The organism is Streptomyces gardneri (assembly GCF_006539185.1).
Lineage (GTDB): Bacteria > Actinomycetota > Actinomycetes > Streptomycetales > Streptomycetaceae > Streptomyces > Streptomyces gardneri.
The window spans coordinates 112,593-136,498 of sequence record NZ_BJMN01000022.1 but is presented as its reverse complement, the minus strand read 5'-3'; the positions used below and the strand labels follow the sequence as shown (position 1 = coordinate 136,498).

Below are 23,906 nucleotides of genomic sequence, written 5' to 3'. Positions count from 1 at the left end.
GGAGGTCGCCGGTTCCCTGGTCACCAACCAGGTCCGCGCCTACGACCTGCTGCGCATGTTCGGCCGCGACGGCCGCCCGACGCCGCTCGGGGCGGCGTTCGCGGAGTACGGGCGGATCGCCAAGACCGAGCACCTGCTGCGGGTGGTCGACCCGGTGGACGACACCTACCGGCGTCAGATGAACCGGCAGCTCACCGTGCAGGAGTCCCGCCACAAGCTCGCCCGGGACGTGTGCCACGGCAAGCGCGGCACCATCCACCAGGCATACCGCGACGGTATGGAGGACCAGCTCGGCGCACTCGGCCTGGTCCTCAACGCCATCGTGCTCTGGACGACGAAGTACATCGACGCCGCCGTCGCCCAGCTCCGCGCCGAGGGACACGAGCTGCGGGACGAGGACATCGCCCGTCTGTCCCCGCTCAAGCACCGCAACCTGAACCTGCTCGGCTGCTACAGCTTCACTGCCTCGACCCCGGCCGCCGGCGCCCTGCGTCCGCTGCGAGATCCGGACGCGCTGGAGCTGGACGAGGACGATGACGGTGGTGGCCAGGAGTGAGCGCCGAGGCCCGAACGAGGTCTGTTTAGCCTGGGCTGCCACTGGGATGCCAGGGGCGTGGTGTCAAAGGGTGGCCTGCGGGTGTGCGGGGCTGAGGTAGTGGACGGTGCTCTGGGCGGAGTGTTCGGTGAGCAGGGCCTGCAATTCGTCGGCGGCAGTGGTCAGGAGGTGGCCGTCGCGGGTGGCGTGGAGGGTTTCCAGGACAAAGGCGACGTGGGTGGAGTTTTCGGTGACGCGGGTGCGGTGGGCATCCCGGTGGTTCCAGTGGCGGGTGAGGACATCGGTGGTGTCGGTGTAGATGATCTCGCCGGGCTTGGGGTGCTCGACGGTGTCGGGTTCGCCGAGCGGGGTGAAGGCCTCGGTGCCGTCGGCGTAGCGGATTTCGGCGTCGCCGGTGACGTGGTCAAGGTCGAAGGCTCCGGCGGGCAGGCCGTGGCGGACGGAGACAGCGTTGTAGGAGTCGACGGCCGGGTTGATCCGGGGCAGGGTGCCCTTCTTCGCCAGGCGGCGGCCGAGGGCGTCGACGCTGGGGCGGATGCGGCGGGGATTGGTACCGAAGGAGCGGTAGGCGGTGTGCCACGCCTCGATGCGCGGGTCGCTCTCGTCGGCGGGGGTCCAGGTGCCGTCGGCGAGTTGGGCCTCCAGATCCTCCAGAGCCTCGGTGGTATGGGGCCAGGGCTCGCGGCCGTTCAGGCCGGTGGCGGTGACAACGGCGATGAGGGTGTCGGGGAAGGCGTCGGAGACGTCGGGGCTGATGCGGAAGGCGGTCATCGTGGGAGCAATTCCGTTCGGTGAGCGGGCCGGGGGCGGTCAGGCCTTCCAGGTGCCGACGCGGTCCAGGCGGCGGAGCTGCTGGGTGGCGGTGGGCGCGTCCAGGGCGGTGCCCCGTTCGGTGAGCCGGCGGGCGGTGTCGGTGCGCTGCTCGGCGGGTTTGTGGTCGTCGTACTTGAACTTCGCGCGGACCTCAGAGACGTCCAGGCGCAGGCCGCGGATACCGGGCAGCATCCGCCCGTAGGGGGGGCTGGTCGGGGTCGATGGGGGCGTGGTCGCCGTTGGGCTGGAAGTGGGCCATCTGTCGGCGCAGCAGCTCGGCTTTGGCCTGCGGTTCGTCGACGATGGTGGCCTGACAGGTGAACTGCACGGCGGCGTAGTAGCTGGTGGGGACACCGTCGGTGGGCTCGGTGCCGGGCTTGGCACGCCAGGGTCCGGGGATGAAGGCGTAGTCGCTGGTGACAGTGAAGGTGACGTTCGAGTCGGCCTCGATCGTCTTCCAGACGGGGTTGGGCCGGGCGAGATGCATCAGCAGGGCGGCGCCGTCGACGGTGAAGTGGGTGGGCACGACGACCGGGGCCTGGCCAGGCAGGCCGTTGACGCTGAGGATGCCGAAGTCGTGGCCGGCCGCGATCCAGGTCTGCCATTCGGCGTCGTCAAGGGCTGCGTCCCAGGGCTGGATGAACATCCCGGGCTCCTTCCGTACGGGTGGTGGTTCAGGTGAGGGCGAGAAGGCTGACGGCGACGGCGGCGGCGCCCAGGCCGATCAGCTGGCCGCGGTGGATGCGTTCGGCCAGGACGCTGCGGGCGAGCAGGACGGTGCTGGCCGGGTACAGGGCGGTGATCACGGCGACGACGGCGAGGTCGCCGCTGCGGGCGGCGAGCAGGAACAGCAGGTTGGCCACCGAGTCCAGCACACCGGCCGCCGCCGAGATCCGGTACGCGGGCTTCTCCGTGCCCAAGTGTCGGAACATCACTCCGGCCGCGGCCAGGGTGGCGGCGGAGGAGACGGCACGGCCGACGATCAGCGGGCCCACTCCGCTGTCGGAGGGCGCCTGGTGCAGGAAGACCAGTTGCAGGGCGATGGCGGCGCCGGCGCCGAAGGCCAGCAGCAGCGCGGTCCGCGAGGGGCGGGCCGACTTAGCGCCGTGCCCGGCGCTGACCAGGACGACCGCCGCCAGTGCCAGCGGCAGGCCGATCAGCCCGGCCAGGCCCAGGTGCTCGCCCTGCGCCAGCCCGACGCCGACCGGCAGCATCGCCGAAATGAGCGCGGTGATCGGGGACAACACGTTCATCGGGCCGATCGCCAGGGTCTTGTAGAGCAGGGCGAACGCGGCGGCCGAGGCGACGCCGGAGGCCGTACCCCAGGCGAGGGTGGCGGGGGCGAAGGAGGCGCCGAGGAAGGGCCACAGCAGCAGCTCGACGGCGAGCGAGGCCGGGGCCGCGATCATCACGGTGCGCAGGACGTGGGCCTTGCGGGCGCCGAGACCGCCGAGGAAGTCGGCGCATCCATAAGCCAGAGAGCTGCCCAGGGCCAGCAGCAGAGCGATCACAGGTAGTACATCCCTTACTATCAATGGAACGACTACACCGTACAACGCACCGACCGTAAGTCGTCAACCGAACGACCGCGCAGACCAGTGCAGTGACCCACCTGCTTGGAGGGGTGATAGCGATGACCGACACCGAAGCAGCGCTGCGAACGCTCGCACACAACGTCCGCGCGGCCCGCACCCGCGCCGGACTATCCCTGGACGAACTCGGCCGCCGCGCCAAGGTCAGCAAGGGAGCCCTCGTCGCCCTGGAGAAAGCGCAGGGCAACCCGAACTTCGCCACCCTGGTTCGCCTCGCCGACACCCTCGGCGCCTCCGTCTCCGCCCTGATGGAAGGCCGCCCCGAACAGCGTGTGCGAGTAGTGGACGCCGACACCGTCATGCCCCTGTGGAAGGGCGAGCACGGCGGCGAGGCCCGGCTCATGCTGACCACCAGCGGACCGGCGGCCACCGAAGTCTGGCGCTGGACCCTGGAACCCGGCGAGGAATACCCCAGCCACCCCCACCAGGCCGGCGTGACCGAGACCGTCAGCGTCACCGCCGGCGAGATGGTCCTCGTCGTCGACGGCGCCGAATACCCCGTCGCCGCCGGACAGACCGCCACCTTCGACGCCGACACCACCCACACCTACCGCGGCATGGGCACCCAGACCTGTCACCTGATCATGACCGTCCACCTACCCCCGGGCCCCGCGTAGTACCTCAAGGGCTCCGGGACAGACAGCCAGACCGCCTGCCTGTCGGTAAAGGATCGTTTGACGACAGGTGGCCGAGGCGTCCAATGAACCGTGCAATCCGGGGGCTCGCGGTGGCCCGGATCCAATCAGATCCGATGGTGATTGCTCGACATCACCGGACTGCTGAGACTGGCTGGAGCGGGAACTGCCATGGGTGCGGCGCCCGGAAGAAGACGAGGACTCCGGCCTCGGCGGGCGTGAGCCGCAGTCCACCCCGCTCTCGGACCCGTATGCGGGTCTTCCCGGCCAGGCGCCACGAAGGCTTGTCTGCCGAGAAGGTGTTGGCGAACATCTCCGTCTCGATGCTCTCGGAACTCCTCGGTGTTCTGCGCACCCGCACCGGCAAGCGCGGCGTGTCCGCCTACGCGACCGCAGCAGTCCGGACCCAGCCGGCGATGGACGGCCTCGCCGAGATCGTGGCTTCCTGCGAAGCCGAGCTCGAACCGCTGAGCGAGAACGAAGTTCAGGCCGTGCGCCGCGACCTGTTCGGTGACGCACCGGCGCCGTACGCACCCGGCGACAGTGCCGCAGGAAGGGACCCGCGGCCAGGTCCCTGGTTCTGGCTCTCAGGCGCTGTCGTCGCTGCTCCTGCGCAGCGACCGACAGATGGTCATCCGGATCAAGGCCGCCCGGTGCGTAGGCGTGCCCGTCCTCGTGTCGGCCCTGACGGTGGTGGAGGCCGTCGTCGGGACGACAGAGACCAGCCGGGCGGTCTCTGTCGTCGGGAAGACAGAGACCGCCCGGCTGCGCTGGGTGCTATTCCGGTTCAGGTCCACGACGTCACCCAGGTGGACAGCTTTACTGCGGTGCAGCTGATGAGTGATGCCGGCGGCCTGCACGGCCACAAGTGCGCCATTGGCGCTCTCGTGGCCGCGATGGCGCTCCGCTCCGCAGCTCCACTGGAACGCGGCCTTCGACCGCGACGACTGGTCGAAACTGTGCGGCGACCGCGTATCGATCAAGCTGTCTGAGCTCGGCGTCCGCCCCTTGACCGGAGGTGTTCAGTCAGTTCACGCGGAAGGTGGCGTCGTCGATCAGGAAGGACTCTGCAGTGAGGCCATGGGGGCGAGCTTGTTGGACTCGGATACTGCCGCGATCCAGGAGAATTCGTTGTTGTCGCTGAAGTAGTAGTACGTGGAGCCGTTGGGCATCATCGCGACGGTGATGCCTCCGTATCCGGACATGAACGGTACGTGGAACGGCTGGGTGTAGGCGGGGTTGTCTGCGGCCGTGAACTCCCGGCCCCAGAAACCGTTCTGGTAGCGCATCGGTGTGCTGCCGGTCGTCGTGGCGCCGCGTTCTGACGGGTTCTGCTGCATGGAGTCGGCCAGCAGGCCCGGGTGCAGCACCTGGGTGCCGGCCACCGCGCCGGCATCGTTGTTCAGGAACTTGGCGAACTTGGCGACGTCGTCCTTGGTCCAGAACATCCCGTACCCGCCGAAGGGGACGCCGGCCGCGCTGTTGTCCGTACGGGAGGAGACGCGGGCGTCCGGGCTGATGCCGATCGGGGTGAGGACCTCGTCGCGGAGCATGTGGAACAGGTCCGCGCCGGAACCTGCCTTGTTCTGGAGGTAGTTGTTCATGGCGCGGGCCGCCAGGAAGGTGTCGGAGGAGTGGTAGACCCACTTGCTGCCCGGGGTGGCCTTGCGTGAGAAGGACAGCGCCTTGTCCATCTTGGTGACGTAGGGCTCGGCGAGGAAGAAGTCGGTCATGGTGCTGCCCGACTCGTCGGTCTCGTAGAGCGCCGAGGTGTAGTTGCCGGTGGTCATGTCCAGGGCATGGCCGACGGTGACCCCCGACCAGGCGCTCTTCCCGGCGGTTTCCGCTATCAGGTCGGTCAGTCGCTGGTCCGCGACACCGGTGCCGTAGCGCTGGGCGAGCCGGAGCAGGGCGGTGCCGGCGAAGGCGGACTTGGCGGTGGAGTAGGAGGGCAGCAGCATCTGCCCGCAGAACGGGTACTGGCCCCGCCTGGTCTGGCAGCCGCCGACGTAGTTCACGCCGTCGTAGTAGAAGCCGTAGGTGCTGAGCGCGGTGGGGGTGATCCCCGCGCCGAACTTCGAGGTGTCCACACCGGCGCCGGGGTGGTCGGTGGCGAGCTGCGCGATGGGTTTGGTGGGCAGTCGGCCTGCGACCTCGGCCGCGTAGGCGGCGCGTGCGGCTTCGCCACCGGCGACGGTGCCCGGCTGGTAGGTGGCGGCCACCTGGCCCCACATGTCGAACTGGTGGTAGGCGCAGGTTTCCGCGGTGATCTGGTAGCGGACCTGGGAGATGGAGGATGCGTCGAAGAGGAAGGAGAGCACCCCGTTATGCACGCAGTTGGCGTTCCGTTCGACCAGCGCGAAGGGCAGCGCGGCGCGCGTGCGGCCGCCGTCGCCGTCTTCCTGCCAGGCCCGGCCTGCTCCCACGGCGAGGTTCCAGGAGGCGTTCCCCGTGTAGCGCAGCCCGCGCACGGTGGGGATGAGGTGGCTGCCGTTCTGTACGAGGGTGGCGCTGAACGGGGGGAGGTGCTTGGTGGCCTCGGTGCGGGAGTAGCGGTTGGGGTCCTTCAGCTTGCGGTAGCCGCCGGCCGTGGCGGTGCCGTTGAGGGTCAGAGTGCCCTCGAAGGTGTGTGCGGGCGGGGCCGCCTCGGCGGGCAGAGCGAAGGCGCTGTCTACGACGGTGTCGGTGGGGGTGGCGCTGGAGAGCTGGGACGCGGTGAGGACCGTGCGGGGCACGGCGCCGTTGCCGGTGAGCGGGTCGCCCGGCACGGGGGCCGCGCTTTCGGCGAGCGCGGGGGATGGGGCGGTGAACACGCCGGCGAGCAGCACGGTGAGCAGTGCCGTGGCCGTCGCAAGACATCGCATGGCGCGTGGGCGGCGGGTGGGCGGACTGGAGGTCATGGATGTCCCTCTTCCGGGCGGGGTCTGTTGTTGCGGCATGGTGGGTGTGCGCAGCGAGAGCTGTCCAATGCCTGTCAGGACTGGCCACGGTGTCTCAAAAGCATCGGGGCAGGTTCTCCGGCGGAGTGCGCCGCATCGCCGGGGCGGTAGACGAGAAGCCAGGTCTGCGTGAACTTGCCGAGAACGCCACAGCTGACCTGCCACCCAGGTCGGATGCTGCTCGAATCGCCGGGTCCAGCTGTCCGGGCGAGACCACGCCGGCCTGCGGGGTCGGCAAGCGGCTGGGCGGCTCGCCGGGCATGTCTTCGACAAGCTCGGTGTGCCGGAAGGCGCCGACCGTCGGTGGCGCAACCGCATGACCGAGAGGCGGGTGCGTCGTGCGCTGGAGTACGAGGACCGGGAAGTCGACCTCCTGAGCAGGCTCACCGTGCGAGGGTCGCGGGGATGTTCCGGTGGTTGGTGCCGTCCTCGGCTGGGCCGCCTGGCACAGCAAGCAGGCGGAGGATTCCCGATGCCGAACCGACGCCGTCATCGATGGCAGCCGGCTCCGTATGGGCCCGGCACCGCTGGACGGGGTGGAGCGCCGACGACCGGCGATGGTGCACCCACCTGCTCGACACCATGAACGAGCGCGTGCCGGAATCCGTGGATCAGGGCGAGCGATGGGTCTGCGAGCAGCGCGCCGTGTTCCGGTCCGGCCGTCTCCCTCTGTCGCGGGACCGGTTGGACCAGACACCGTCCCGAGCCGGCCACGACTCCTGAATGGCTTTCGTGCCAGACCGGCCCAATGCCGGCAGGTTCAGCTCCCCGCTGCCTGCGGCCCGTACTGCTCGACGCAGAAGCGGGCCAGGCCGGTGGCGAAGGACTCGATGGTGCGCAGCGCGTAGTGGCCGGCGTCCCAGGCCGCGTGCAGCCGGATCTGCAGGGGCTCCCCGTGCCGGTCGATGATCAGCAGTGGGTGCAGGCCGAAGCGGGGGTCGTCGGAGACGACGGCGATGCCGTGACCGGAGGCGGTCATCGCCTGGGCGACCTGCGGGGTGTCGCACTCCAGGACGATGTCGAGGGAACTGCCCGCGTCCTGTACCGCCTGGTCCAGGATGCGGCGGGTGCCGTGCGCGAGGGTGAGGACGATCAGCGGTTCACCGGTCAGCTCCTGGATGGTGATCCGGTCCCGGCCTGCCCAGGGGTGTGAGGGCGGCACGTAGGCCCACAGCGGCAGCCGGGCTACGGCCAGCCCAGCGTAGCGGTGGCGCGGCGGGGCTGAGGAGATCGCCACGTCGGCGCCCCGGGTGAGGGCCTGGTAGGCGCGTACCGGGTTCTCCGCCTGCACCGTGACCAGGGGATCCTCTGGACCCCAGGTGGCCAGGAACGGGGCGATCACATCGGTGATGGTGGTGGCGGGGGCCGCCACGGTGAGCCGCATCGCCCGCCCGGACGCCAGCGAGCTGGCCGCGGCGAGGGCGGTGTCGGCGCGGGTCACCAGGTCCCGGGCGAGGGGCAGGAATCGGCGGCCGGCCGCCGTGAGTTCCATCCGATTGCCCGTGCGGTCGAACAGTGTCACTCCCAGGGACGCCTCAAGTCCACGCAGTTGGCGGGAGAGCGAGGGCTGGGCGATATGGACTTCGGCTGCCGCCCTGGTCACCGAGCCGCTCTCGATGACCGCCAGGAAGTAGCGCAGCACCCTCAGCTCCACAGCGAACCTCCAATCCATGCCTCAAAGGCATGAAAGTCAATCCCATCAAGTATTTGAGGTTATAGCTCACCCGGCCCATTGTTGCCTCACTGTGAACAGCCGGCGAATGCGCCTTCCCGAGGAGCGAACTCATGGCCACGTCCCGAAGAACACCCGCCGCCGCCGCTCTGGTGGCCTGCGGTCTGCTCGCGTCCGCCTGCAGCGGTAGCGACAGCGGCACCGACAGCGGCACCGGGCAGATCCTCAATGTGGCGACCACCGCCGAGGTGACGACCTGGAATCCGGTGAAGTCCTTCTCCACCGAGGTCTACTACCTCAGCAACGTCTACGAGCCGCTGCTGTGGATGAACCCGCCCGGCTCGAAGGAGCGCTTCCGCCCCGCCCTCGCCGAGCGCTGGGCGTCCTCCGCCGACGCCAGGACGTGGACCTTCCATCTGCGCAAGGGGGTCACCTTCCACGACGGCGAGCCGATGAACGCCGCGGCGGTCAAGGCGTCCCTGGAAGCCTCCGCCAAGGACGGCGGCGCAGCCTTCATCTGGTCGACACTGGACACCATCGAGACACCGGACGAGCACACGGTCGTGCTCAAGCTGAAGAGCGCCGCCCCGGTCGACATGATCGCCTCGTCCATGTACGGGGCATGGATCGTCAGCCCCAAGGCCCTGGCCAGGGGCGAGGACTACTTTGCCAAGGGCGTTGACGCAGGCACCGGCCCGTACCGGGTCTCGGAGTACCAGGCCAAGAAGAGGGTCGTACTGAAGGCGTACGACAAGTACTGGGGCGGCTGGAAGGGCGAGCGCTACCGCACGGTCGTCGCCAGGATCACCGCCGAGCCGACCGCGCAGGAGCAGATGCTCCAGTCCGGCCAGGTCGACTACGCCGCCGCGCTGCCACTGGAGAACGTCGCCCGGTTGAAGAAGGACAAGCGCTACACCGTCACCGAGTGTCCTACCTTCCAGAGCCACACGGCCTTCTTCAACACCACCAAGGGCCCGCTGAAGAACGTGAAGGTACGCCAGGCGCTGGCGCAGGCGATCCCGTACGACGACATCGTCAAGGTGGGCGCCGAAGGCTTCGGCGCCCGGGCTCGCGGTGCCGTACCGGCCGGCGCCTTCCCCTACGACGAGCAGCTGCCGCAGACGCCGTACGACCTGGAGGCCGCCCGTCGGCTGCTCACAGAGGCCGGATACGAGGGCGGCAAGGGCCTGAAGCTGACCCTCAGCTACGCGGCGGAGAACGCACAGCAGGCTAAGTACGCCCCGCTGATCAAGGACTCCTTCGCCAAGGTCGGCGTGTCGGTCGAACTGCAGCCGATCCTGTTCAACCAGCAGTGGGAGAAGGCCAAGGCGGACCCGGCCAAGGCGCAGGACATCTTCCTGCTGATGTACTGGCCGACCTATTCCGACGCCGGCTCGGACAACCTGGTCTCGCTCTTCCGCAGCAGCGACAAGCCCTTCTTCAACCTCAGCTACTGGAAGGACGCCACGTACGACAAGCTCGTCGACGAGGCCGGCACCCACACCGCCACCGACCAGGACAAGGCCGCCGCTCTGTACGGCCAGGCGCAGCGCCGGCTGCTGGAGCAGGCCCCCGGCGCGTTCCTCTACGACATGCGCACCCCCGTCGTGATGAACAGCGAGGTCAAGGGCTTCGCCTGCAACCCGAACTACTCCTTCTCCATCCCCTTCCACCAGCTGCACCGCGGAGCCAGCTGATGCCGCGCTTCCTACTGCGCCGACTGCGAGGCTCCCTGCTCGTCCTGCTCGGGGTCAGCGCGATCACCTTCGTCATAGCCCGGGTGATCCCCTCCAACCCCGCCCTCACCTACGTCGGCGCCAAGGCGACGCCCGAGGAAGTAGAACGGGTGACACACGCCCTCGGCCTCGACCAGCCGCTGCCGGTGCAGTACCTGTCGTATCTGCGCAATGTGCTGACCGGGGACTGGGGCACCTCCATCGCCACCAAGCAGCCGGTCCTCGGCGAGCTCGGCGACCGGCTGCCCGCCACCCTCGAACTAGTCGGCGCCGCCATGGCGGTCGCGCTGGTGCTGGGCGTCACGCTCGGCTGCATAGCCGCGGTGCGGCCCGGCAGGCTGATCGACCAGGCGGTGCGGCTGCTGTCCATCGCGGGCGTATCGGTGCCCGCCTTCTGGCTCGGGCTGCTGCTCCAGCTGCTGGTCTTCGGCCGCCTGGGACTGCTGCCGCCCACCGGACGCATCGACAGCGATCTGGAGTTCACCGCGCCGATCCACTCGATCACCGGACTGAACACGGTGGACGCGCTGCTCACCGGCAACGGGGCGGCGCTGGCGAGCGCCTCGGCGCACCTGATCCTGCCGGCCCTCACACTGGCCGCCTACCCGCTCGGCGTCGTGGCCCGCATGACCCGCACCAGCATGCTGGAGGCGCTCCAGCAAGACCACATCCGCGTCGGCCGCGCCTACGGCGTCCCCGAACGCACCCTCGTCTGGCGCGTCGCCCTGCGCAACGCCCTCCCACCCACCGTCACGGTGCTCGGCCTGACCGCCGCCTACGCCCTGACCGGCGCCTTCTTCGTCGAAGTGGTCTTCGACTGGCCGGGCCTCGGCCAGTACGCCTCCTCCGGCCTGCTGAGCCTGGACTACCCGGCGGTCATGGGCGTCACCCTTATCGGCGCCGTCGCCTACGTCCTCGTCAACCTCGCGGTGGACCTCGTCCACGCGCGCCTCGACCCGCGAGTGAGGCCGGCATGAGCCACAGCCCGCAGACCATCCCGCCGCGCATCGCCCGCTTCACCGCCCTGCTCCGCGACCCGCTCGCCGTCCTCGGCCTGGTGCTGCTCGCGGCCCTGGTCGCCGCCGCCCTGCTCAGCCCCTGGCTCGCCCCGCACCCTGATCAGGGCGCCGGAGCCGCCGAGGTCGCCGCCCGCCACCTGCCACCCGGCGCCGGCCACCTGCTCGGCACCGACAACCTCGGCCGCGACGTGCTCAGCCGCATCATCTACGGTGCCCGGCCGGCGCTGACCGTACCGCTCCTCGTGGTCGGGCTCGCCGTGCTGGTGGGCGTACCGCTGGGGCTGATCGCAGGCTTCCGCGGCGGGCGCGTGGGCGAGGCGATCATGCGGCTGTGCGACATGTTCCTGGCCTTCCCGCCCCTGCTGCTCGCCATGGCCATCGTGGCCACCCTCGGCCCCGGCCTGGAGCACGCCGCCCTCGCGCTGGCCATCGCCTGGTGGCCCTGGTACACCCGGCTGGTCCAGGGCATCACCGCATCCATGCGTGAGCGGCCCTTCGTCGAGGGAGCGCGCGCCCTGGGGCTCAAGGACCGAGTCGTCATGGTCCGGCACATTCTGCGCAACGCCGTCTCACCGATTCTGGTGCAGGCCACCGTCGACATCGGCACCGTGATCCTGGCCGCCGGATCACTGGCCTTCCTCGGCCTGGGCACCCGCCCGCCGCAGGCGGACTGGGGCCTGATGGTCGCCGAGGCCCGCGGCGACCTCCAGACCCACTGGTGGGCGGCGCTCTTCCCGGGCCTGGCGATCCTCCTCACCGTGTTGGCCTTCAACCTCTTCGGCGACGCTCTGCGTGACGTGTTCGACCCACGCACGGAAGCCCGCTCCGCCGCCGCGCACCGTGGCCTGCGCACACTGGCCGGGCAGGCCGCCGCTCTGTTGCGGCGCCGGCCGGAGGGGAAGGACACCGACGCGGCGAGCCCCCTGCCCGCCACTGAGGACGAGACCGCGCCCGGCCCGGGCAAGCAGCGCGCAGACGGTCAGGCGGCACCCTTGCTGGAGATCTCCCGGCTGCGCGTCACCATCGGCGACGCTGCCGTCGTACGCGACGTCTCCCTCCGCGTGCGCGCGGGCGAGGTCGTGGGGGTGGTCGGCGAGAGCGGCTGCGGCAAGTCCCTGACCGCCCTCAGTGTCCTCGGCATGCTCCCCGCCGGAGCCGAAACCTCCGGCGGCATCCGGCTCCAGGGCCAGGACCTGCGGGCCGCCGGCTTCCACACGATCCGCGGCCGGAAGGTGGCCATGGTCTTCCAGAACCCCGCCGCCTCATTCGACCCCGTCACCCCGCTCGGCCGCCAACTCGACCGCCTGGTACGCCTCCACCAGGGCGGCACCCGGAGCGAAGCGGCCCAGCAGGTGAGCACCGCACTGACGGAAGTGGGCCTGGACGCCGAGCGCGTCACACGCTCCTACCCCCACCAGCTCTCCGGCGGCATGCTGCAGCGCGTCATGATCGCCGCCGCTTTGCTGTGCCGGCCCGATCTGCTCATCGCCGACGAACCGACCACCGCCCTGGACGTCACCGTGGCCAAGGAGTTCCGCTCCCTGCTGCGCCGCCTGCAGGCCGAGCACGGCTTCGGAGTCCTGTACATCACCCACAACCTGGGCGAGGTCCGCGAACTGTGCAGCCGGATGTACGTGCTCTACGCCGGTCAGGTCGTCGAATCAGGCCCGGTGGCTGACGTACTGGACACCCCGGATCACCCCTACACCCGCGCCCTGCTCGCCGCCCTCCCCGACCGGGCCGCCCCCGGCAAAGCGCTGCCCTCCATCCCCGGCAGCGTGCCTGACCGCCCCGACCTCCTCACCGGCTGCCCCTTCGCCGACCGCTGTGCCCACACCACGGAGGTATGCGCCACCCCGCCGCCTCTCAACGCCGCCGGAGCGCGGGCAAGCGCCTGCCACCTTACCCAGCCGAAGGGAGTCCCCGCGTGATCCTCGACGTACAGCAGCTCGTCAAGACCTTCGGCTCGCACACCGCTGTCGCCGGCGTCGACCTCAACATCACCGCAGGAGAAGTACACGCGCTGGTAGGTGAGTCGGGCTCGGGCAAGACCACCCTCGCGCGCTGCGTGCTGGGCCTGATCCCGCCCACCTCCGGCACCGTGCACATCGCGGGCCGCCCGCTCGCCGGGCTGCGCCGCAAGGAGTTGCGGCGGCTGCGCCACCAGGTACAGATCGTCTTCCAGAACCCCTACGCCGCCCTCAACCCCCGGATGACCGTCCGGCAACTCATCGCCGAGCCACTGCGCGAAGCCGGCCGGCCTGTCACCGACGTCACTGCGGAACTCGAGCGCGTCGGCCTGCCCGCCACTGTCCTCACCCGCTATCCCCACCAGCTCTCCGGCGGCCAGTGCCAGCGCGTCGCCATCGCCCGCGCCCTCGCCGTCGGGCCCTCGCTGCTGGTGCTGGACGAACCCACCTCCGCCCTCGACGTCTCCGTCCAGGCCCAGATCCTCAACCTGCTGCTCGACCTGCGCGAGCACAGCGACCTCGCTTTCCTCCTCATCACCCACGACCTGGGCGTGGTCCGGCACATCGCGGACCGGGTCAGCGTCATGCTGCACGGCGAACTCGTCGAGACCGGGCCCACCGCCCAGGTCCTGGACTCCCCCCAGCACCCCTACACCCGCAGGCTGCTCGACGCCGTCCCCGGGCTCCGCCCACCGGACGACACCCCGCCGAGCACACCCGCAGCCGCCACCGCACAAGGAGCTCTCCAGTGAGCCGAATCCTCGGCGTCGCCCTCGCCCAGGTCGCACCCGTAACCGGCGACCCCCAGGCCACATTCGCGAAGTTCAGCCGCGAGGTGCGCTCCCTCAAAGCCCTCTCCCCGTCCATCGACCTGGTGGTCTTCCCCGAGCTGTACCTGAGTGCCTTCGGCAGCTTCGACGCCCGCCACCCGGTCGGCTACCTCGACCGCCTCGCCGAACCGATCCCGGGCCCCACCACCGACGCGGTATGCCGGCTCGCGGCCGACACCGGGCTGTGGATCGTCCCCGGCAGCATCCCGGAGCGATCGGCCAAGGGCGTCCACAACACGGCCGTCGCCATCTCCCCGCAGGGCGAAGTGGTGGCCTCGTACCGCAAGATCTTCCCCTGGATGCCGTACGAGACCTCCGTGCCCGGCGACACCTACGTCACCTTCGACATCCCCCAGGTAGGCCGCTTCGGCCTGGCGATCTGCTACGACGGCTGGGTACCGGAGATCTCCCGCACCCTCGCCTGGATGGGCGCCGAGGTCATCATCCAGCCCACCTACACCCGCACCTCCGACCGCGAACAGGAACTGGTCCTCGCCCGCGCCAACGCCATCACCAACCAGGTGTACGTCCTCAACCCGAACATCGGCGGCCTCTTCGGCACCGGCCGCAGCATCGCCACCGACCCCGAAGGTCGCGTACTGGCCCAGGGCGGAGCAGGCGAGGAGTTCCTCACCTTCCACCTCGACCTCGACCTCGTGGCCACCACCCGTGAACGCGGCACCCTCGGCCTGAACCCGCTGTGGAAGCAACTGCGCGACGCCCCGCCCCCCTTCCCGCCCGCCACCGAGGGCTACGACAAGGGTCAGATCATGACCGGTCTCGGCCCGCTGCATCCCGCCCGGGCCGGATCGACAGGAGCCTGAGACACCCAGAGGTCCCGCGGTCGCGACCGACAGCCAGGCGCCTGACGCCCTGGCTCCGCAGCGGGCGCCGAGTCGCCGCCGAGCCCTCTCAAAGCCGCCGTTCAGATACCGCTCCAGCGGTCGGCAGCTGCTCACAAAAAGCTGCCGCCCATTGCGCCTGGGTCCGCCCAGTCGCTCCGCCGGGCCTGCCGTCTGCCCCTCATGTGCCCGCCGACCTCCCCGGAGAACACCATGCCCGACCACCTCGCCACTACACACCAGGCCGACCGGCTGCGCGAAGCAGCCGGCAAACACCTGCTCCTGCACTTCGGCCAACACGCGAGCCTGCGCAACGGTCAGGGAATGTTCCTGCCCGACCGGGCCGACGGCGTCTACGTCTACGACGCGACCGGAACCCGCTATATCGACGGCCTGTCCGCCCTGTTCTGCGCACAGCTCGGCTACTCCTACGGCCCCGAGTTCGCCAAGACGGCCGAACAGCAGCTCAACCGCCTGCCGTTCAGCACTCTGTGGAACACCGCACACCCCGCCGCCATCGAGCTGGCCGAGCGGCTTGCCGCTCTGGCACCTGACGGCATCAACCGCGTGTTCTTCACCTCCGGCGGCTCGGAGTCCGTTGAGTCCGCGTGGAAGCTCGCCCGCATGTACCACGTCGCCCAAGGCCAGTCTCAGCGCACCAAGGCCATCGCCCGCCGCACCGCCTACCACGGCGTGACCATGGGCGCCCTCGCGCTCACGGGGATCCCGGCACTCAAGGAGCCGTTCGGCGCGCCGGCCTTCGAGGTCATCCACGCACCCAACACCAACCACTACCGCACCACCGACACAGACGAGAATGCCTTCACCCGGCGGATCCTGACCGAGACCGAAGCGGCGGTACTGGAGGCCGGCCCGGAGAACGTGGCCATGCTCATCGCCGAGCCCGTGCAGAACTCCGGAGGCTGCTTCACGCCTCCGGCAGGCTACTGGGCGGGGCTACGGGCGATGGCAGACCGATACGGATTCCTCCTGGTCGCCGACGAGGTCATCACCGGTTTCGGCCGCATCGGCGAATACTTCGCCGTGAGCAAGTACGGCGCGATCCCCGACATGATCACCACAGCCAAGGGCCTCGCCTCGTCCTACGCCGCGCTCGGCGCCGTCCTGGTGTCCGACAAGGTCTCCGCGCCCTTCTTCAACGACGGCGTGACCCTTCTGCACGGGCTGACCTTCGCCGGGCATCCGGTCGCCGCCGCCACCGCCCTGACCAACCTCGACATCTTCGAACGAGACGGCGTCCTGGACAACGTCCGCGGCCTGACCGGCCACCTCCACAAGCGGCTCGCTGAACTGACCGATCTCAGCATCGTGGGCGATGTACGCGGCGACGGCTTCTTCTGGGCCCTCGAACTCGTCGCCGGAGCGGACGGCCGACGCTTCACCCCTGAGCGCCAGGACGAACTCGTCAAGCAGTTCCTTCCCGCACGCATGCGCGGCCTCGGACTCCTGGCCCGCGCGGACGGCCGCGGCGACCCGGTCGTGCAGATCGCACCACCCCTCATCGCCACCCGCGACGAACTCGACCACATCGTCGATCTGCTGGGGCAGGCCCTCACTGATGCGGACCGCTATTTCCTCCACGCCCGCTGACCATCAGCACTCACGCCGCTCGTGTGGAACAGCTTCAAGCCAGACGCCTCCCCTTTTCCGGTAGAGGATCGGCATCGTCGGGCGGTGCAGATCCGTTTCCGCAGGGCGCAGACGCCGAGCTGACCAGAACACGGCTTGTCGCCGCCATCAGGAGGCCGCGCAGAGAGGGCAGGCGTATGGCTCCGCTCAGAGGCCAAGGTCACTGTCCGTGATCTGCTAGGGGGGCGGCAAGGGCGACCGGCGAGATGCCGAGCCTGGATGAGGATGGGGGGAAGTCACAGACGCAGGAGCTGTGTCGGCAGTCGATTCTCCCCGGATTCTCCCCAACGGCCTGCAGGAGGGTAAAAGTCCTGGTCAGGGCGTTGCTGGAGGCAGGTAGGCGAGATCACCCGCATCACTTCTCCCCAGGGACTCCCCAGCGCCCGAAATGGGTGGTTCCTGCGAGAGGTGCAGAAGCAAACCGGTCGTGCTGCGTGAGTGGAGTCGGGCGACCCCTAGAGCCAGTCTCGACGCTTGAAAATCACGTACAAACCAGTGCATACAACCCCCATCAAGCCGATCGCGAACGGGTATCCGCCCGTCCAGTGCAGCTCCGGCATGCTGTCGAAGTTCATCCCGTAAATGGTTCCGACGAGTGTGGGTGCAAACAAAATGGCCGCCCAGGCGGAGATCTTCTTGATCTCCTCGTTCTGTTCGAAGCCGGCTTCCGCCAGCGCGCGCATCTCGGCGTTCTGTTGTTGGGTGACCAGGGTCGCGTTGACCGTGAGGATGTCCGCGAGGGCCTGGCGGAAGCCGTCCACGCGTTCGCTGGTGTGGGTGACGTGGTCGGCGACGTCGCGGAGGTAGCGCTGGAGTTCCTCGTCCGTGCCGTACTTGGCGAAGCCCGCCATCAGGCCGTGGAGCATGCCCACCAGGGGGCGGGTGGCGCGTTGGAACTCGACCATTTCCCGGGAGAGTTCGTAGATCCGGCGGGAGACCGCCGGGTCGCCGCCGAAGACCTCCGTCTCGATCTCGTCGATGTCGTTCTGGACGCCCGCCACCACCGGGGCGTAGCCGTCGACCACCGCGTCGAGGATCGCGTACAGGACCGCTTCCGGGCCGAGGGCGAGGAGGTCCGGGTCCTCCTCCATGCGGTGGCGGACCGTGGAGAGGTCCGGGGCCGCGCCGTGGCGGACCGTGATGAGGAAGTCCGGGCCCACGAAGATGTGGAGCTCGCCGAACTCGACCTCCTCCTGGGCGTCGAGGTAGCGGGCGGCCCGCAGGACCACGAAGAGGGTGTCGCCGTACCGCTCAAGCTTGGGCCGCTGGTGGGCCTCCAGCGCGTCCTCCACCGCCAGTTCGTGCAGGTCGAACTCCGCAGCCAGGGAGTGGAGTTCCGCCTCCGTCGGGCGTTGCAGACCGATCCACGCCATGCCGTCGGGGTGCTCGCGCAGCTGGCGGAACGTGTCCGCGAGCGTGGCAGGGGAGGAGACCTGTCGGCCGTCGCGGTAGAGGCTCGCCTGCACCACGCTCGGCCGGTCGGTGGGGTCCGGCGTCGACGCGCGCTCGGGCTGCGGTTCCGGATGGCGGCGCCAGGCCGCGCGGGGACGACGATCGGGCACCGGCCTTCGCCTCTCGGGTGGGGGCGGGAGTGGAGTGTGGGGCGTGAGCATGGGCTTTGAGTATGGGGCTTTGAGTATGGTATCCGGCGGTTGGTGACGGGGCTCGTGGCGCTTTTCTGTCGGCTTCCCGTCTTTGCGGACCGAATCTGTCCGCAAGGGCCAGTAGCGTCCTCGTATGGCCTCCACGACGAAGCACCCGGTCCTCAGCCGCCGCGCCCTGAACCGCGCCACCCTCGACCGTCAGCTCCTCCTTCGCCGCGCCCCGCTCGGTGTCGAGGAGGCCGTGGCCCATCTCCTCGGCCTCCAGGCGCAGAACACCAAGCCCCCGTACTACGCGCTCGCCGCCCGCCTCGAAGGCTTCCGGCCCGAGCAGCTGTCCGACCTCATGGAGTCCCGCGCCGTCGCCCGCATCGTCACCATGCGCTCCACCGTCCACACCCACACGGCCCAGGACGCCGTCGCCCTGCGCAGGCTCGTGCAGCCCGGGGCCATCGACCGGGAGCTCGCCATCTTCGTCGCCCGCAAGGGCCTCGACGGTGTCGACCTGGAGCGGCTCGCCGTGCTGTCCCGCGAGCTCGTCGAGGAACGGCCCCGCACCCCCAAGCAGCTCCGCGAGGAGCTCCTCAAGGAGTGGCCCCACGCCGACCCGCAGTCCCTCTCCCTCGCCGCCCGCTGCCTCCTCCCCCTCGTCCAGGTCACTCCGCGCGGCCTGTGGGGCCGCGGCGGGCAGGTCGCCCTCACCACCACCGACGCGTGGTTCGGGGACGGCGTCGAGAGTGCGGAGAGGAGTGGGGAGAAGAGCGGGGAGGGGGAGGAGAGTGCGGAGAGTGACCGGACCGTGCTGCGTTATCTCCGCGCCTTCGGGCCCGCATCCGTCAAGGACATGCAGACCTGGTGCGGTCTGACCCGCCTCGCCGAGGCCTTCGAGCGTCTCCGGCCCCAGCTCCTCGTCTTCCACAACGAGCGCGGCACCGAGCTCTTCGACCTCCCCGACGCCCCCCGCCCGGACGAGGACACCCCCGCCCCGCCCCGCTTCCTGCCCGAGTTCGACAACCTGCTCCTGTCGCACGCCGACCGCACCCGGGTCGTCACCCCCGAGATCCGCTCCCGCACCTGGCAGGGCAACCGCGCCTTCTCCGTCTTCCTGCTCGACGGCCTCCTCGCCGGGCTCTGGCACCTCGACGAGGCCAAGGATCGCACCACCCTCACCATCGAGCCCTTCGCGCCCGTGACCCGCGCCGAGCGCGCCGAGCTCGCCGCCGAGGCCGAGCGGACCCTGCGGATCATGACGCCGCCCGGCACCTCGTACGACATCGTCCACAAGGACCCGAGCGAGCAGGCGGCGTGACGTCCCGTATGAGCGCGCGGGAGGTCGAGGCCGTCCTCGCCGGGGCCGGCTGGGCCCCGGGCCGGGACATCGGCGACCGGCTGCCCGTGCTCCTGCGGTGCGTGACCGACCGGTTCGCCGAGGAGGGCCATCCGGTCGAGCCGTTCCCCGCCGCCCTGGACTTCGTCCGGGAGTTCGGCGGGCTGCGCCTGGAGATCCCCGGTACGCCCCCGGACGCCATCGGCCTCACCCCGCACTGGATCTACGAGGAAAGTGCCGAGGACGTCGCCGAACTCGCCGGGAACCTCGGGCAGAGGCTCTTCCCCGTCGGGTACGAGACCTTCGACGGGGCCATGCTCCTCGTCGACGAGACCGGGCGCTTCTTCCTCCTGCACCACACCGGCCCCTACTTCCTGGGGGAGAGCGCGTACGAGGCCGTCAGCTGCCTGCTGCGCGGGCCGCAGCAGGAGGCCCGGGACCACTTCCGCTGATCCGGCCCCCGTGGCTCACGGCAGCGCCCCCGCCCGGCGCGCCGCCACCACCGCCTCCAGGCGGGTGTGCGCCCCGAGCTTCCGCATCGCCGAGCGCAGGTAGCCCTTCACCGTCTCCGGCCGCAGCCCCAGACGTTCCGCCGCCACCGCGTTCGTCGCCCCCGAGGCCACCGCCGCCAGGACGTCCGTCTCGCGCGGGGTCAGCGACACCGCCGGCACGGGCTGCCCCGAAGCCGGCGCCGTCACCGCGCCGGAGGCCGACTCCAGGCGACCGCACACCGCGAGCAGCCGCTCCCGCAGCTCCGCGTCGGCCACCCGGGGAGCCAGCGCGCGCAGCTCCCCGTACGCCTGCCGCACCTCCTCCCAGGACGGCGCCGAGGGCGGCGGGGCCAGCAGCCGCTGGACCTCGTCCCGGACCGCGAGCGCCTGCTCCACGTCCCGCGCCGCCGCCACCGCCGCGTCGAAGACCCGCTCACCGATCGGCAGCGCGTCGCGCAGCGCCCCGTACAGCACCCCGCGCACCTTCCGGCGGACCACGACCGGCACGGCGATCACCGACCGCAGCCCCTCCGCGGAGACCGGCACGTCGTACTCGTGCGTGATGTGCCGGGCCGACGGATAGTCGGTCACCGCGCACGGCCGCGACAGGGCCAGGCACTTGCCCCCGAGCCCCGAGCCGGCCGAGATCGCGAGCCCGCGCAGCGCCGGGGTAACCGCCCCGCTCAGCTCGGCGATCCGCAGCGCGCGGCCGTCCTGGAGCAGCCCCCCGAACACCACCGGGAGACCGGTGGCGCGGCGCAGCCGCAGCAGCGCGCCGCGCAGCTCCACCGATTCGACGTGCTCGCGCACCGTTCTCTCCCCGATGTCCGTCGGTAGGTCGGCTGGTTCACCCCCGAACGGGGGTAGTGAGACCTGGGCCACCGATTACACGATGTCCGGGACCGGTCCCGCAACGAGGAGGACACATGACGGAAGCGAGCGCGACCAGCGCGACGGAGAGGTTCCGGGCCGCCCGGGACTTCCTGCTCCACCATCGCGAGGACTACGAGACGGCGTACGAGGGCTTCGCCTGGCCCCGGCCCGACCGTTTCAACTGGGCGCTCGAATGGTTCGACGTCATCGCCGCCGGCAACGACAGAACCGCCCTGCACATCGTCGAGGAGGACGGCTCCGAGACGAAGCTGAGCTTCGCCGAGATGTCCGCCCGCTCGAACCGCGTCGCGAACTGGCTGCGCGCCCAGGGCGTCCGTGCGGGAGACCGGATCATCGTCATGCTCGGCAACCAGGCCGAGCTGTGGGAGACCATGCTCGCCGCGATGAAGCTGCGCGCCGTCGTCATCCCCGCCACCCCCCTCCTCGGCCCCGCCGACCTCCGCGACCGCGTCGAGCGTGGCCGCGCCCGCCACGTCATCGTCCGCGCCGAGGACACCGCCAAGTTCGACGGCGTACCCGGCGACTACACCCGCATCGCGATCGGCGGCGACGGGGTGACCTGGCTCGGTTACGAGCACGCCGACCAGGAGTCCGCCGACTTCGAGCCCGACGGCGTGACCCTCGCCGAGGACACGCTGATGCTGTACTTCACCTCCGGTACGACGGCCCGGCCGAAGCTCGTCGAGCAGACCCACATCTCGTACCCGGTCGGCCACCTCTCGACGATGTACTGGATCGGCCTCAAGCCCGGGGACGTGCACCTCAACATCTCCTCGCCCGGCTGGGCCAAGCACGCCTGGTCCAACCTCTTCGCGCCGTGGAACGCGGAGGCGACCGTCTTCATCCACAACTACACGCGCTTCGACCCGGCCCGGCTGATGAGCGAGATGGACCGGCACGGAGTCACCAGCTTCTGCGCCCCGCCGACCGTCTGGCGGATGCTGATCCAGGCCGACCTCGCGCAGCTGAAGACCCCGCCGCGCGAGGTCGTCGCCGCCGGCGAGCCCCTCAACCCCGAGGTCATCGAGTCGGTGCGGCGCGCCTGGGGCGTCACCATCCGGGACGGCTTCGGCCAGACGGAGACCGCCGTCCAGGTCTCCAACAGCCCCGGCCAGCGGCTCAAGGAGGGCTCCATGGGCCGCCCGAGCCCCGGCTTCCGCGTCACCCTCGTCGACCCGGTGACCGGCCGGGCGGACGTGGAGGAGGGCGAGATCTGTCTCGACCTGTCCGTCAACCCGGTGGGGCTGATGACCGGCTACCACGGCGATCCGGAGCGTACGGCCGAGGCGATGGCGGGCGGCTACTACCGCACCGGCGACATCGGCTCGCGCGACGCGGACGGGTACATCACGTACATCGGGCGCGCGGACGACGTCTTCAAGGCCTCCGACTACAAGATCAGCCCCTTCGAGCTGGAGAGCGCGCTCCTGGAGCACGAGGCCGTCGCCGAGGCGGCCGTCGTCCCCGCCCCCGACCCGCTGCGGCTCGCGGTGCCCAAGGCGTACGTCGTCCTCGCGGCCGGCTGGGAGCCGGACGAGGAGACGGCGCGGGCCCTCTTCGCCCACTCGCGCGCGGTCCTCGCCCCGTACAAGCGGATCCGGCGCATCGAGTTCGCCGAGCTGCCCAAGACCGTCTCCGGCAAGATCCGGCGGGTCGAACTGCGCCGGCTGACCGCCGAGGGCGGCGCCAAGGAGTACGCGGAAGGGGACCTCGGATGACGTCGACGGCAGAACTCTCCTACGCCCACGGGGTGTCCGGCACCGCCCTCCTCGGCGACACCGTCGGCGCCAACCTCGACCGGGCCGTCGCCACCTGGCCCGACCGGGAGGCGCTCGTCGACGTCCCCAGCGGCCGACGCTGGACCTACGCCCAATTCGGCGCCGACGTCGACCGGTTGGCCGGAGCCCTCCTCGGCAGCGGCGTCCGGAAGGGCGACCGCGTGGGGATCTGGGCGGTGAACTGCGCCGAGTGGGTCCTCGTCCAGTACGCCACCGCCCGTATCGGCGCGGTCATGGTCACCATCAACCCCGCTTACCGCTCACACGAGTTGGCGTACGTGCTCAACCAGGCGGGCATCTCCCTGCTCTTCGCCTCGCTCAGCCACAAGACCAGCGACTACCGGGCGATGGTCGAGGAAGTACGGGCGGATTGCGCGGAGTTGAGGGAGGTCGTGCACTTCGGTGATCCGGGCTGGGACGTCTTCCTCGCCCGTACGGCGGGAGAGCTGCGCCCCGAACCGCTCTCCTGCGACGAGCCCGTCAACATCCAGTACACCTCGGGGACCACGGGCTTCCCGAAGGGCGCCACCCTCTCCCACCACAACATCCTCAACAACGGTTATTTCGTCGGGGAGATGATCGCCTACACCGAGCAGGACCGGATCTGCATCCCTGTCCCCTTTTATCACTGTTTCGGCATGGTGATGGCCAATCTGGCCGCCACTTCACACGGCGCCTGCATGGTGATCCCCGCGCCGTCCTTCGAGCCCGCGGCCACCCTCAGGGCCGTGCAGGAGGAGCGCTGCACCTCGCTGTACGGGGTGCCGACGATGTTCATCGCCGAGCTGGGCCTCCCCGACTTCGCGACGTACGACCTCTCCTCCCTCCGCACCGGGATCATGGCCGGTTCGCCGTGCCCGGTGGAGGTGATGAAGCGGGTCGTCGCCGAGATGAACATGGCGGAGGTGTCGATCTGTTACGGCATGACCGAGACCTCGCCCGTCTCCACCCAGACCCGGCGCGACGACGATCTGGAGCGCCGCACCGGCACCGTCGGCCGGGTCCTGCCGCACGTCGAGGTCAGGATCGTCGACCCGGCGACCGGACTGACCGTGGAGCGCGGCACGGCGGGGGAGCTGTGCACCCGCGGCTACAGCGTGATGCTCGGCTACTGGGACGAGCCGGAGAAGACCGCCGAGGTGATCGACGCGGGCCGCTGGATGCACACCGGAGACCTGGCGGTGATGCGGGACGACGGCTACGTCCAGATCGTCGGCCGTATCAAGGACATGATCATCCGGGGTGGTGAGAACGTGTACCCCCGCGAGATCGAGGAGTTCCTCTACGGGCACGCCAAGATCGCCGACGTCCAGGTCGTCGGCGTGCCCGACGCGCGGTACGGCGAGGAGATCCTGGCCTGTGTGATCCCCCGCGACCCGGCCGACCCGCCGGGCCTGGAGGAGATCACCGCGTTCTGCCGCGACCGGCTCGCCCACTACAAGATCCCGCGCAGGGTGGAGATCCTCGACGAGTTCCCGATGACGGTCAGCGGCAAGGTACGGAAGGTGGAGCTGCGGGAGCGGTACGGGACCGGGTGAACGGGCCGCCGCGAGGTCTGTTC

17 protein-coding genes and 4 pseudogenes are annotated in these 23,906 nt (G+C 70.2%); 14 read left to right on the top strand and 7 right to left on the bottom strand.

Annotated features, from left to right (window positions below):
* Positions 1-4: 4 nt before the first annotated feature.
* Positions 5-556, top strand: a pseudogene (locus SGA01_RS18090) (Tn3 family transposase); the annotation flags it as partial.
* Between the two features lie 63 nt (positions 557-619).
* Here SGA01_RS18090 and SGA01_RS18085 read toward each other — a convergent pair.
* The 3 genes and pseudogenes from SGA01_RS18085 to SGA01_RS18075 all read right to left on the bottom strand — a co-directional run bounded on the left by SGA01_RS18085 (position 620) and on the right by SGA01_RS18075 (position 2,880).
* A complete protein-coding gene (locus SGA01_RS18085) occupies positions 620-1,327 on the bottom strand; it encodes a B3/B4 domain-containing protein (RefSeq protein ID WP_141297510.1) in 708 nt (235 codons plus the stop codon).
* A 39-nt stretch (positions 1,328-1,366) separates the two neighbouring features.
* A pseudogene (locus SGA01_RS18080) lies at positions 1,367-2,015 on the bottom strand (FMN-binding negative transcriptional regulator).
* A 28-nt stretch (positions 2,016-2,043) separates the two neighbouring features.
* Positions 2,044-2,880: a DMT family transporter gene (locus tag SGA01_RS18075; RefSeq protein WP_141297509.1), complete on the bottom strand. Its 837-nt coding sequence runs from the start codon at positions 2,878-2,880 to the stop codon at positions 2,044-2,046.
* A gap of 122 nt (positions 2,881-3,002) precedes the next feature.
* Here SGA01_RS18075 and SGA01_RS18070 point away from each other — a divergent pair, with 122 nt between their 5' ends.
* From SGA01_RS18070 to SGA01_RS18060, 3 genes and pseudogenes are all read left to right on the top strand, one after another.
* On the top strand, positions 3,003-3,578 hold the full coding sequence (locus tag SGA01_RS18070; RefSeq protein WP_174867362.1) for a helix-turn-helix domain-containing protein: 576 nt from the start codon (positions 3,003-3,005) through the stop codon (positions 3,576-3,578).
* A 341-nt stretch (positions 3,579-3,919) separates the two neighbouring features.
* A pseudogene (locus SGA01_RS18065) lies at positions 3,920-4,147 on the top strand (hypothetical protein); the annotation flags it as partial.
* A gap of 23 nt (positions 4,148-4,170) precedes the next feature.
* Positions 4,171-4,580 (top strand): annotated as a pseudogene (locus tag SGA01_RS18060) (hypothetical protein); the annotation flags it as partial.
* A gap of 71 nt (positions 4,581-4,651) precedes the next feature.
* Here the strand turns inward: SGA01_RS18060 and SGA01_RS18055 are convergent.
* A complete protein-coding gene (locus SGA01_RS18055; protein ID WP_141297508.1) occupies positions 4,652-6,496 on the bottom strand; it encodes a serine hydrolase domain-containing protein in 1,845 nt (614 codons plus the stop codon).
* Positions 6,497-7,295: 799 nt separating this feature from the next.
* The gene (locus tag SGA01_RS18045; protein WP_229917876.1) at positions 7,296-8,207 is read right to left on the bottom strand and encodes a LysR family transcriptional regulator; all 912 of its coding nucleotides are present in this window, start codon (positions 8,205-8,207) and stop codon (positions 7,296-7,298) included.
* 113 nt (positions 8,208-8,320) lie between these two features.
* On the opposite strand from SGA01_RS18045, the gene SGA01_RS18040 reads away from it, so the two are divergent.
* The 6 genes from SGA01_RS18040 (at position 8,321) to SGA01_RS18015 (ending at position 16,215) form a co-directional block, all read left to right on the top strand.
* On the top strand, positions 8,321-9,904 hold the full coding sequence (locus tag SGA01_RS18040) for an ABC transporter substrate-binding protein (RefSeq protein WP_024758432.1): 1,584 nt from the start codon (positions 8,321-8,323) through the stop codon (positions 9,902-9,904).
* Positions 9,904-10,920, top strand: coding sequence for an ABC transporter permease (locus SGA01_RS18035; protein ID WP_024758431.1), 1,017 nt, complete (start codon positions 9,904-9,906; stop codon positions 10,918-10,920). Before SGA01_RS18040 ends, SGA01_RS18035 begins: the two co-directional genes overlap by 1 nt.
* Entirely contained in the window at positions 10,917-12,893 is a 1,977-nt protein-coding gene (locus tag SGA01_RS18030) for a dipeptide/oligopeptide/nickel ABC transporter permease/ATP-binding protein (RefSeq protein WP_141297507.1), read from the top strand. Before SGA01_RS18035 ends, SGA01_RS18030 begins: the two co-directional genes overlap by 4 nt.
* Positions 12,890-13,684: an ABC transporter ATP-binding protein gene (locus tag SGA01_RS18025; protein ID WP_229917873.1), complete on the top strand. Its 795-nt coding sequence runs from the start codon at positions 12,890-12,892 to the stop codon at positions 13,682-13,684. Before SGA01_RS18030 ends, SGA01_RS18025 begins: the two co-directional genes overlap by 4 nt.
* Positions 13,681-14,586 (top strand): carbon-nitrogen hydrolase family protein, encoded by a 906-nt coding sequence (locus SGA01_RS18020; RefSeq protein WP_141297505.1) that lies wholly within the window; start codon positions 13,681-13,683, stop codon positions 14,584-14,586. Before SGA01_RS18025 ends, SGA01_RS18020 begins: the two co-directional genes overlap by 4 nt.
* A gap of 231 nt (positions 14,587-14,817) precedes the next feature.
* Positions 14,818-16,215: an aminotransferase class III-fold pyridoxal phosphate-dependent enzyme gene (locus tag SGA01_RS18015; protein ID WP_141297504.1), complete on the top strand. Its 1,398-nt coding sequence runs from the start codon at positions 14,818-14,820 to the stop codon at positions 16,213-16,215.
* A gap of 494 nt (positions 16,216-16,709) precedes the next feature.
* On the opposite strand, the gene SGA01_RS18010 is transcribed toward SGA01_RS18015, so the two are convergent.
* Positions 16,710-17,867: a magnesium and cobalt transport protein CorA gene (locus SGA01_RS18010; RefSeq protein WP_371866050.1), complete on the bottom strand. Its 1,158-nt coding sequence runs from the start codon at positions 17,865-17,867 to the stop codon at positions 16,710-16,712.
* A gap of 124 nt (positions 17,868-17,991) precedes the next feature.
* Here SGA01_RS18010 and SGA01_RS18005 point away from each other — a divergent pair, with 124 nt between their 5' ends.
* Together SGA01_RS18005 and SGA01_RS18000 are read left to right on the top strand one after the other, a co-directional pair.
* Positions 17,992-19,164, top strand: coding sequence for a winged helix DNA-binding domain-containing protein (locus SGA01_RS18005; RefSeq protein WP_141297502.1), 1,173 nt, complete (start codon positions 17,992-17,994; stop codon positions 19,162-19,164).
* Positions 19,161-19,634 carry an SUKH-3 domain-containing protein gene (locus SGA01_RS18000; protein WP_229917872.1) on the top strand — a complete coding sequence of 158 codons (474 nt, stop codon included), beginning with the start codon at positions 19,161-19,163 and terminating at the stop codon, positions 19,632-19,634. The genes SGA01_RS18005 and SGA01_RS18000 overlap by 4 nt, the downstream gene beginning before the upstream one ends.
* A gap of 15 nt (positions 19,635-19,649) precedes the next feature.
* On the opposite strand, the gene SGA01_RS17995 is transcribed toward SGA01_RS18000, so the two are convergent.
* Positions 19,650-20,483, bottom strand: a complete 834-nt coding sequence (locus tag SGA01_RS17995; protein WP_141297501.1) for a helix-turn-helix transcriptional regulator — start codon at positions 20,481-20,483, stop codon at positions 19,650-19,652.
* A gap of 116 nt (positions 20,484-20,599) precedes the next feature.
* On the opposite strand from SGA01_RS17995, the gene SGA01_RS17990 reads away from it, so the two are divergent.
* Both SGA01_RS17990 and SGA01_RS17985 read left to right on the top strand, forming a co-directional pair.
* Entirely contained in the window at positions 20,600-22,285 is a 1,686-nt protein-coding gene (locus tag SGA01_RS17990) for an AMP-binding protein (protein WP_141297500.1), read from the top strand.
* Entirely contained in the window at positions 22,282-23,883 is a 1,602-nt protein-coding gene (locus SGA01_RS17985; protein ID WP_141297499.1) for an AMP-binding protein, read from the top strand. The genes SGA01_RS17990 and SGA01_RS17985 overlap by 4 nt, the downstream gene beginning before the upstream one ends.
* Positions 23,884-23,906 lie beyond the last annotated feature (23 nt).

Coding starts and splice junctions, on each gene's coding strand:
- SGA01_RS18085 (WP_141297510.1), bottom strand. CDS start 1,327: ATGACCGCCTTCCGCATCAGCCCCGACGTCTCCGACGCCTTCCCCGAC.
- SGA01_RS18070 (WP_174867362.1), top strand. CDS start 3,003: ATGACCGACACCGAAGCAGCGCTGCGAACGCTCGCACACAACGTCCGC.
- SGA01_RS18055 (WP_141297508.1), bottom strand. CDS start 6,496: ATGACCTCCAGTCCGCCCACCCGCCGCCCACGCGCCATGCGATGTCTT.
- SGA01_RS18045 (WP_229917876.1), bottom strand. CDS start 8,207: ATGGATTGGAGGTTCGCTGTGGAGCTGAGGGTGCTGCGCTACTTCCTG.
- SGA01_RS18040 (WP_024758432.1), top strand. CDS start 8,321: ATGGCCACGTCCCGAAGAACACCCGCCGCCGCCGCTCTGGTGGCCTGC.
- SGA01_RS18035 (WP_024758431.1), top strand. CDS start 9,904: ATGCCGCGCTTCCTACTGCGCCGACTGCGAGGCTCCCTGCTCGTCCTG.
- SGA01_RS18030 (WP_141297507.1), top strand. CDS start 10,917: ATGAGCCACAGCCCGCAGACCATCCCGCCGCGCATCGCCCGCTTCACC.
- SGA01_RS18015 (WP_141297504.1), top strand. CDS start 14,818: ATGCCCGACCACCTCGCCACTACACACCAGGCCGACCGGCTGCGCGAA.
- SGA01_RS18010 (WP_371866050.1), bottom strand. CDS start 17,867: ATGCTCACGCCCCACACTCCACTCCCGCCCCCACCCGAGAGGCGAAGG.
- SGA01_RS18005 (WP_141297502.1), top strand. CDS start 17,992: ATGGCCTCCACGACGAAGCACCCGGTCCTCAGCCGCCGCGCCCTGAAC.
- SGA01_RS17990 (WP_141297500.1), top strand. CDS start 20,600: ATGACGGAAGCGAGCGCGACCAGCGCGACGGAGAGGTTCCGGGCCGCC.
- SGA01_RS17985 (WP_141297499.1), top strand. CDS start 22,282: ATGACGTCGACGGCAGAACTCTCCTACGCCCACGGGGTGTCCGGCACC.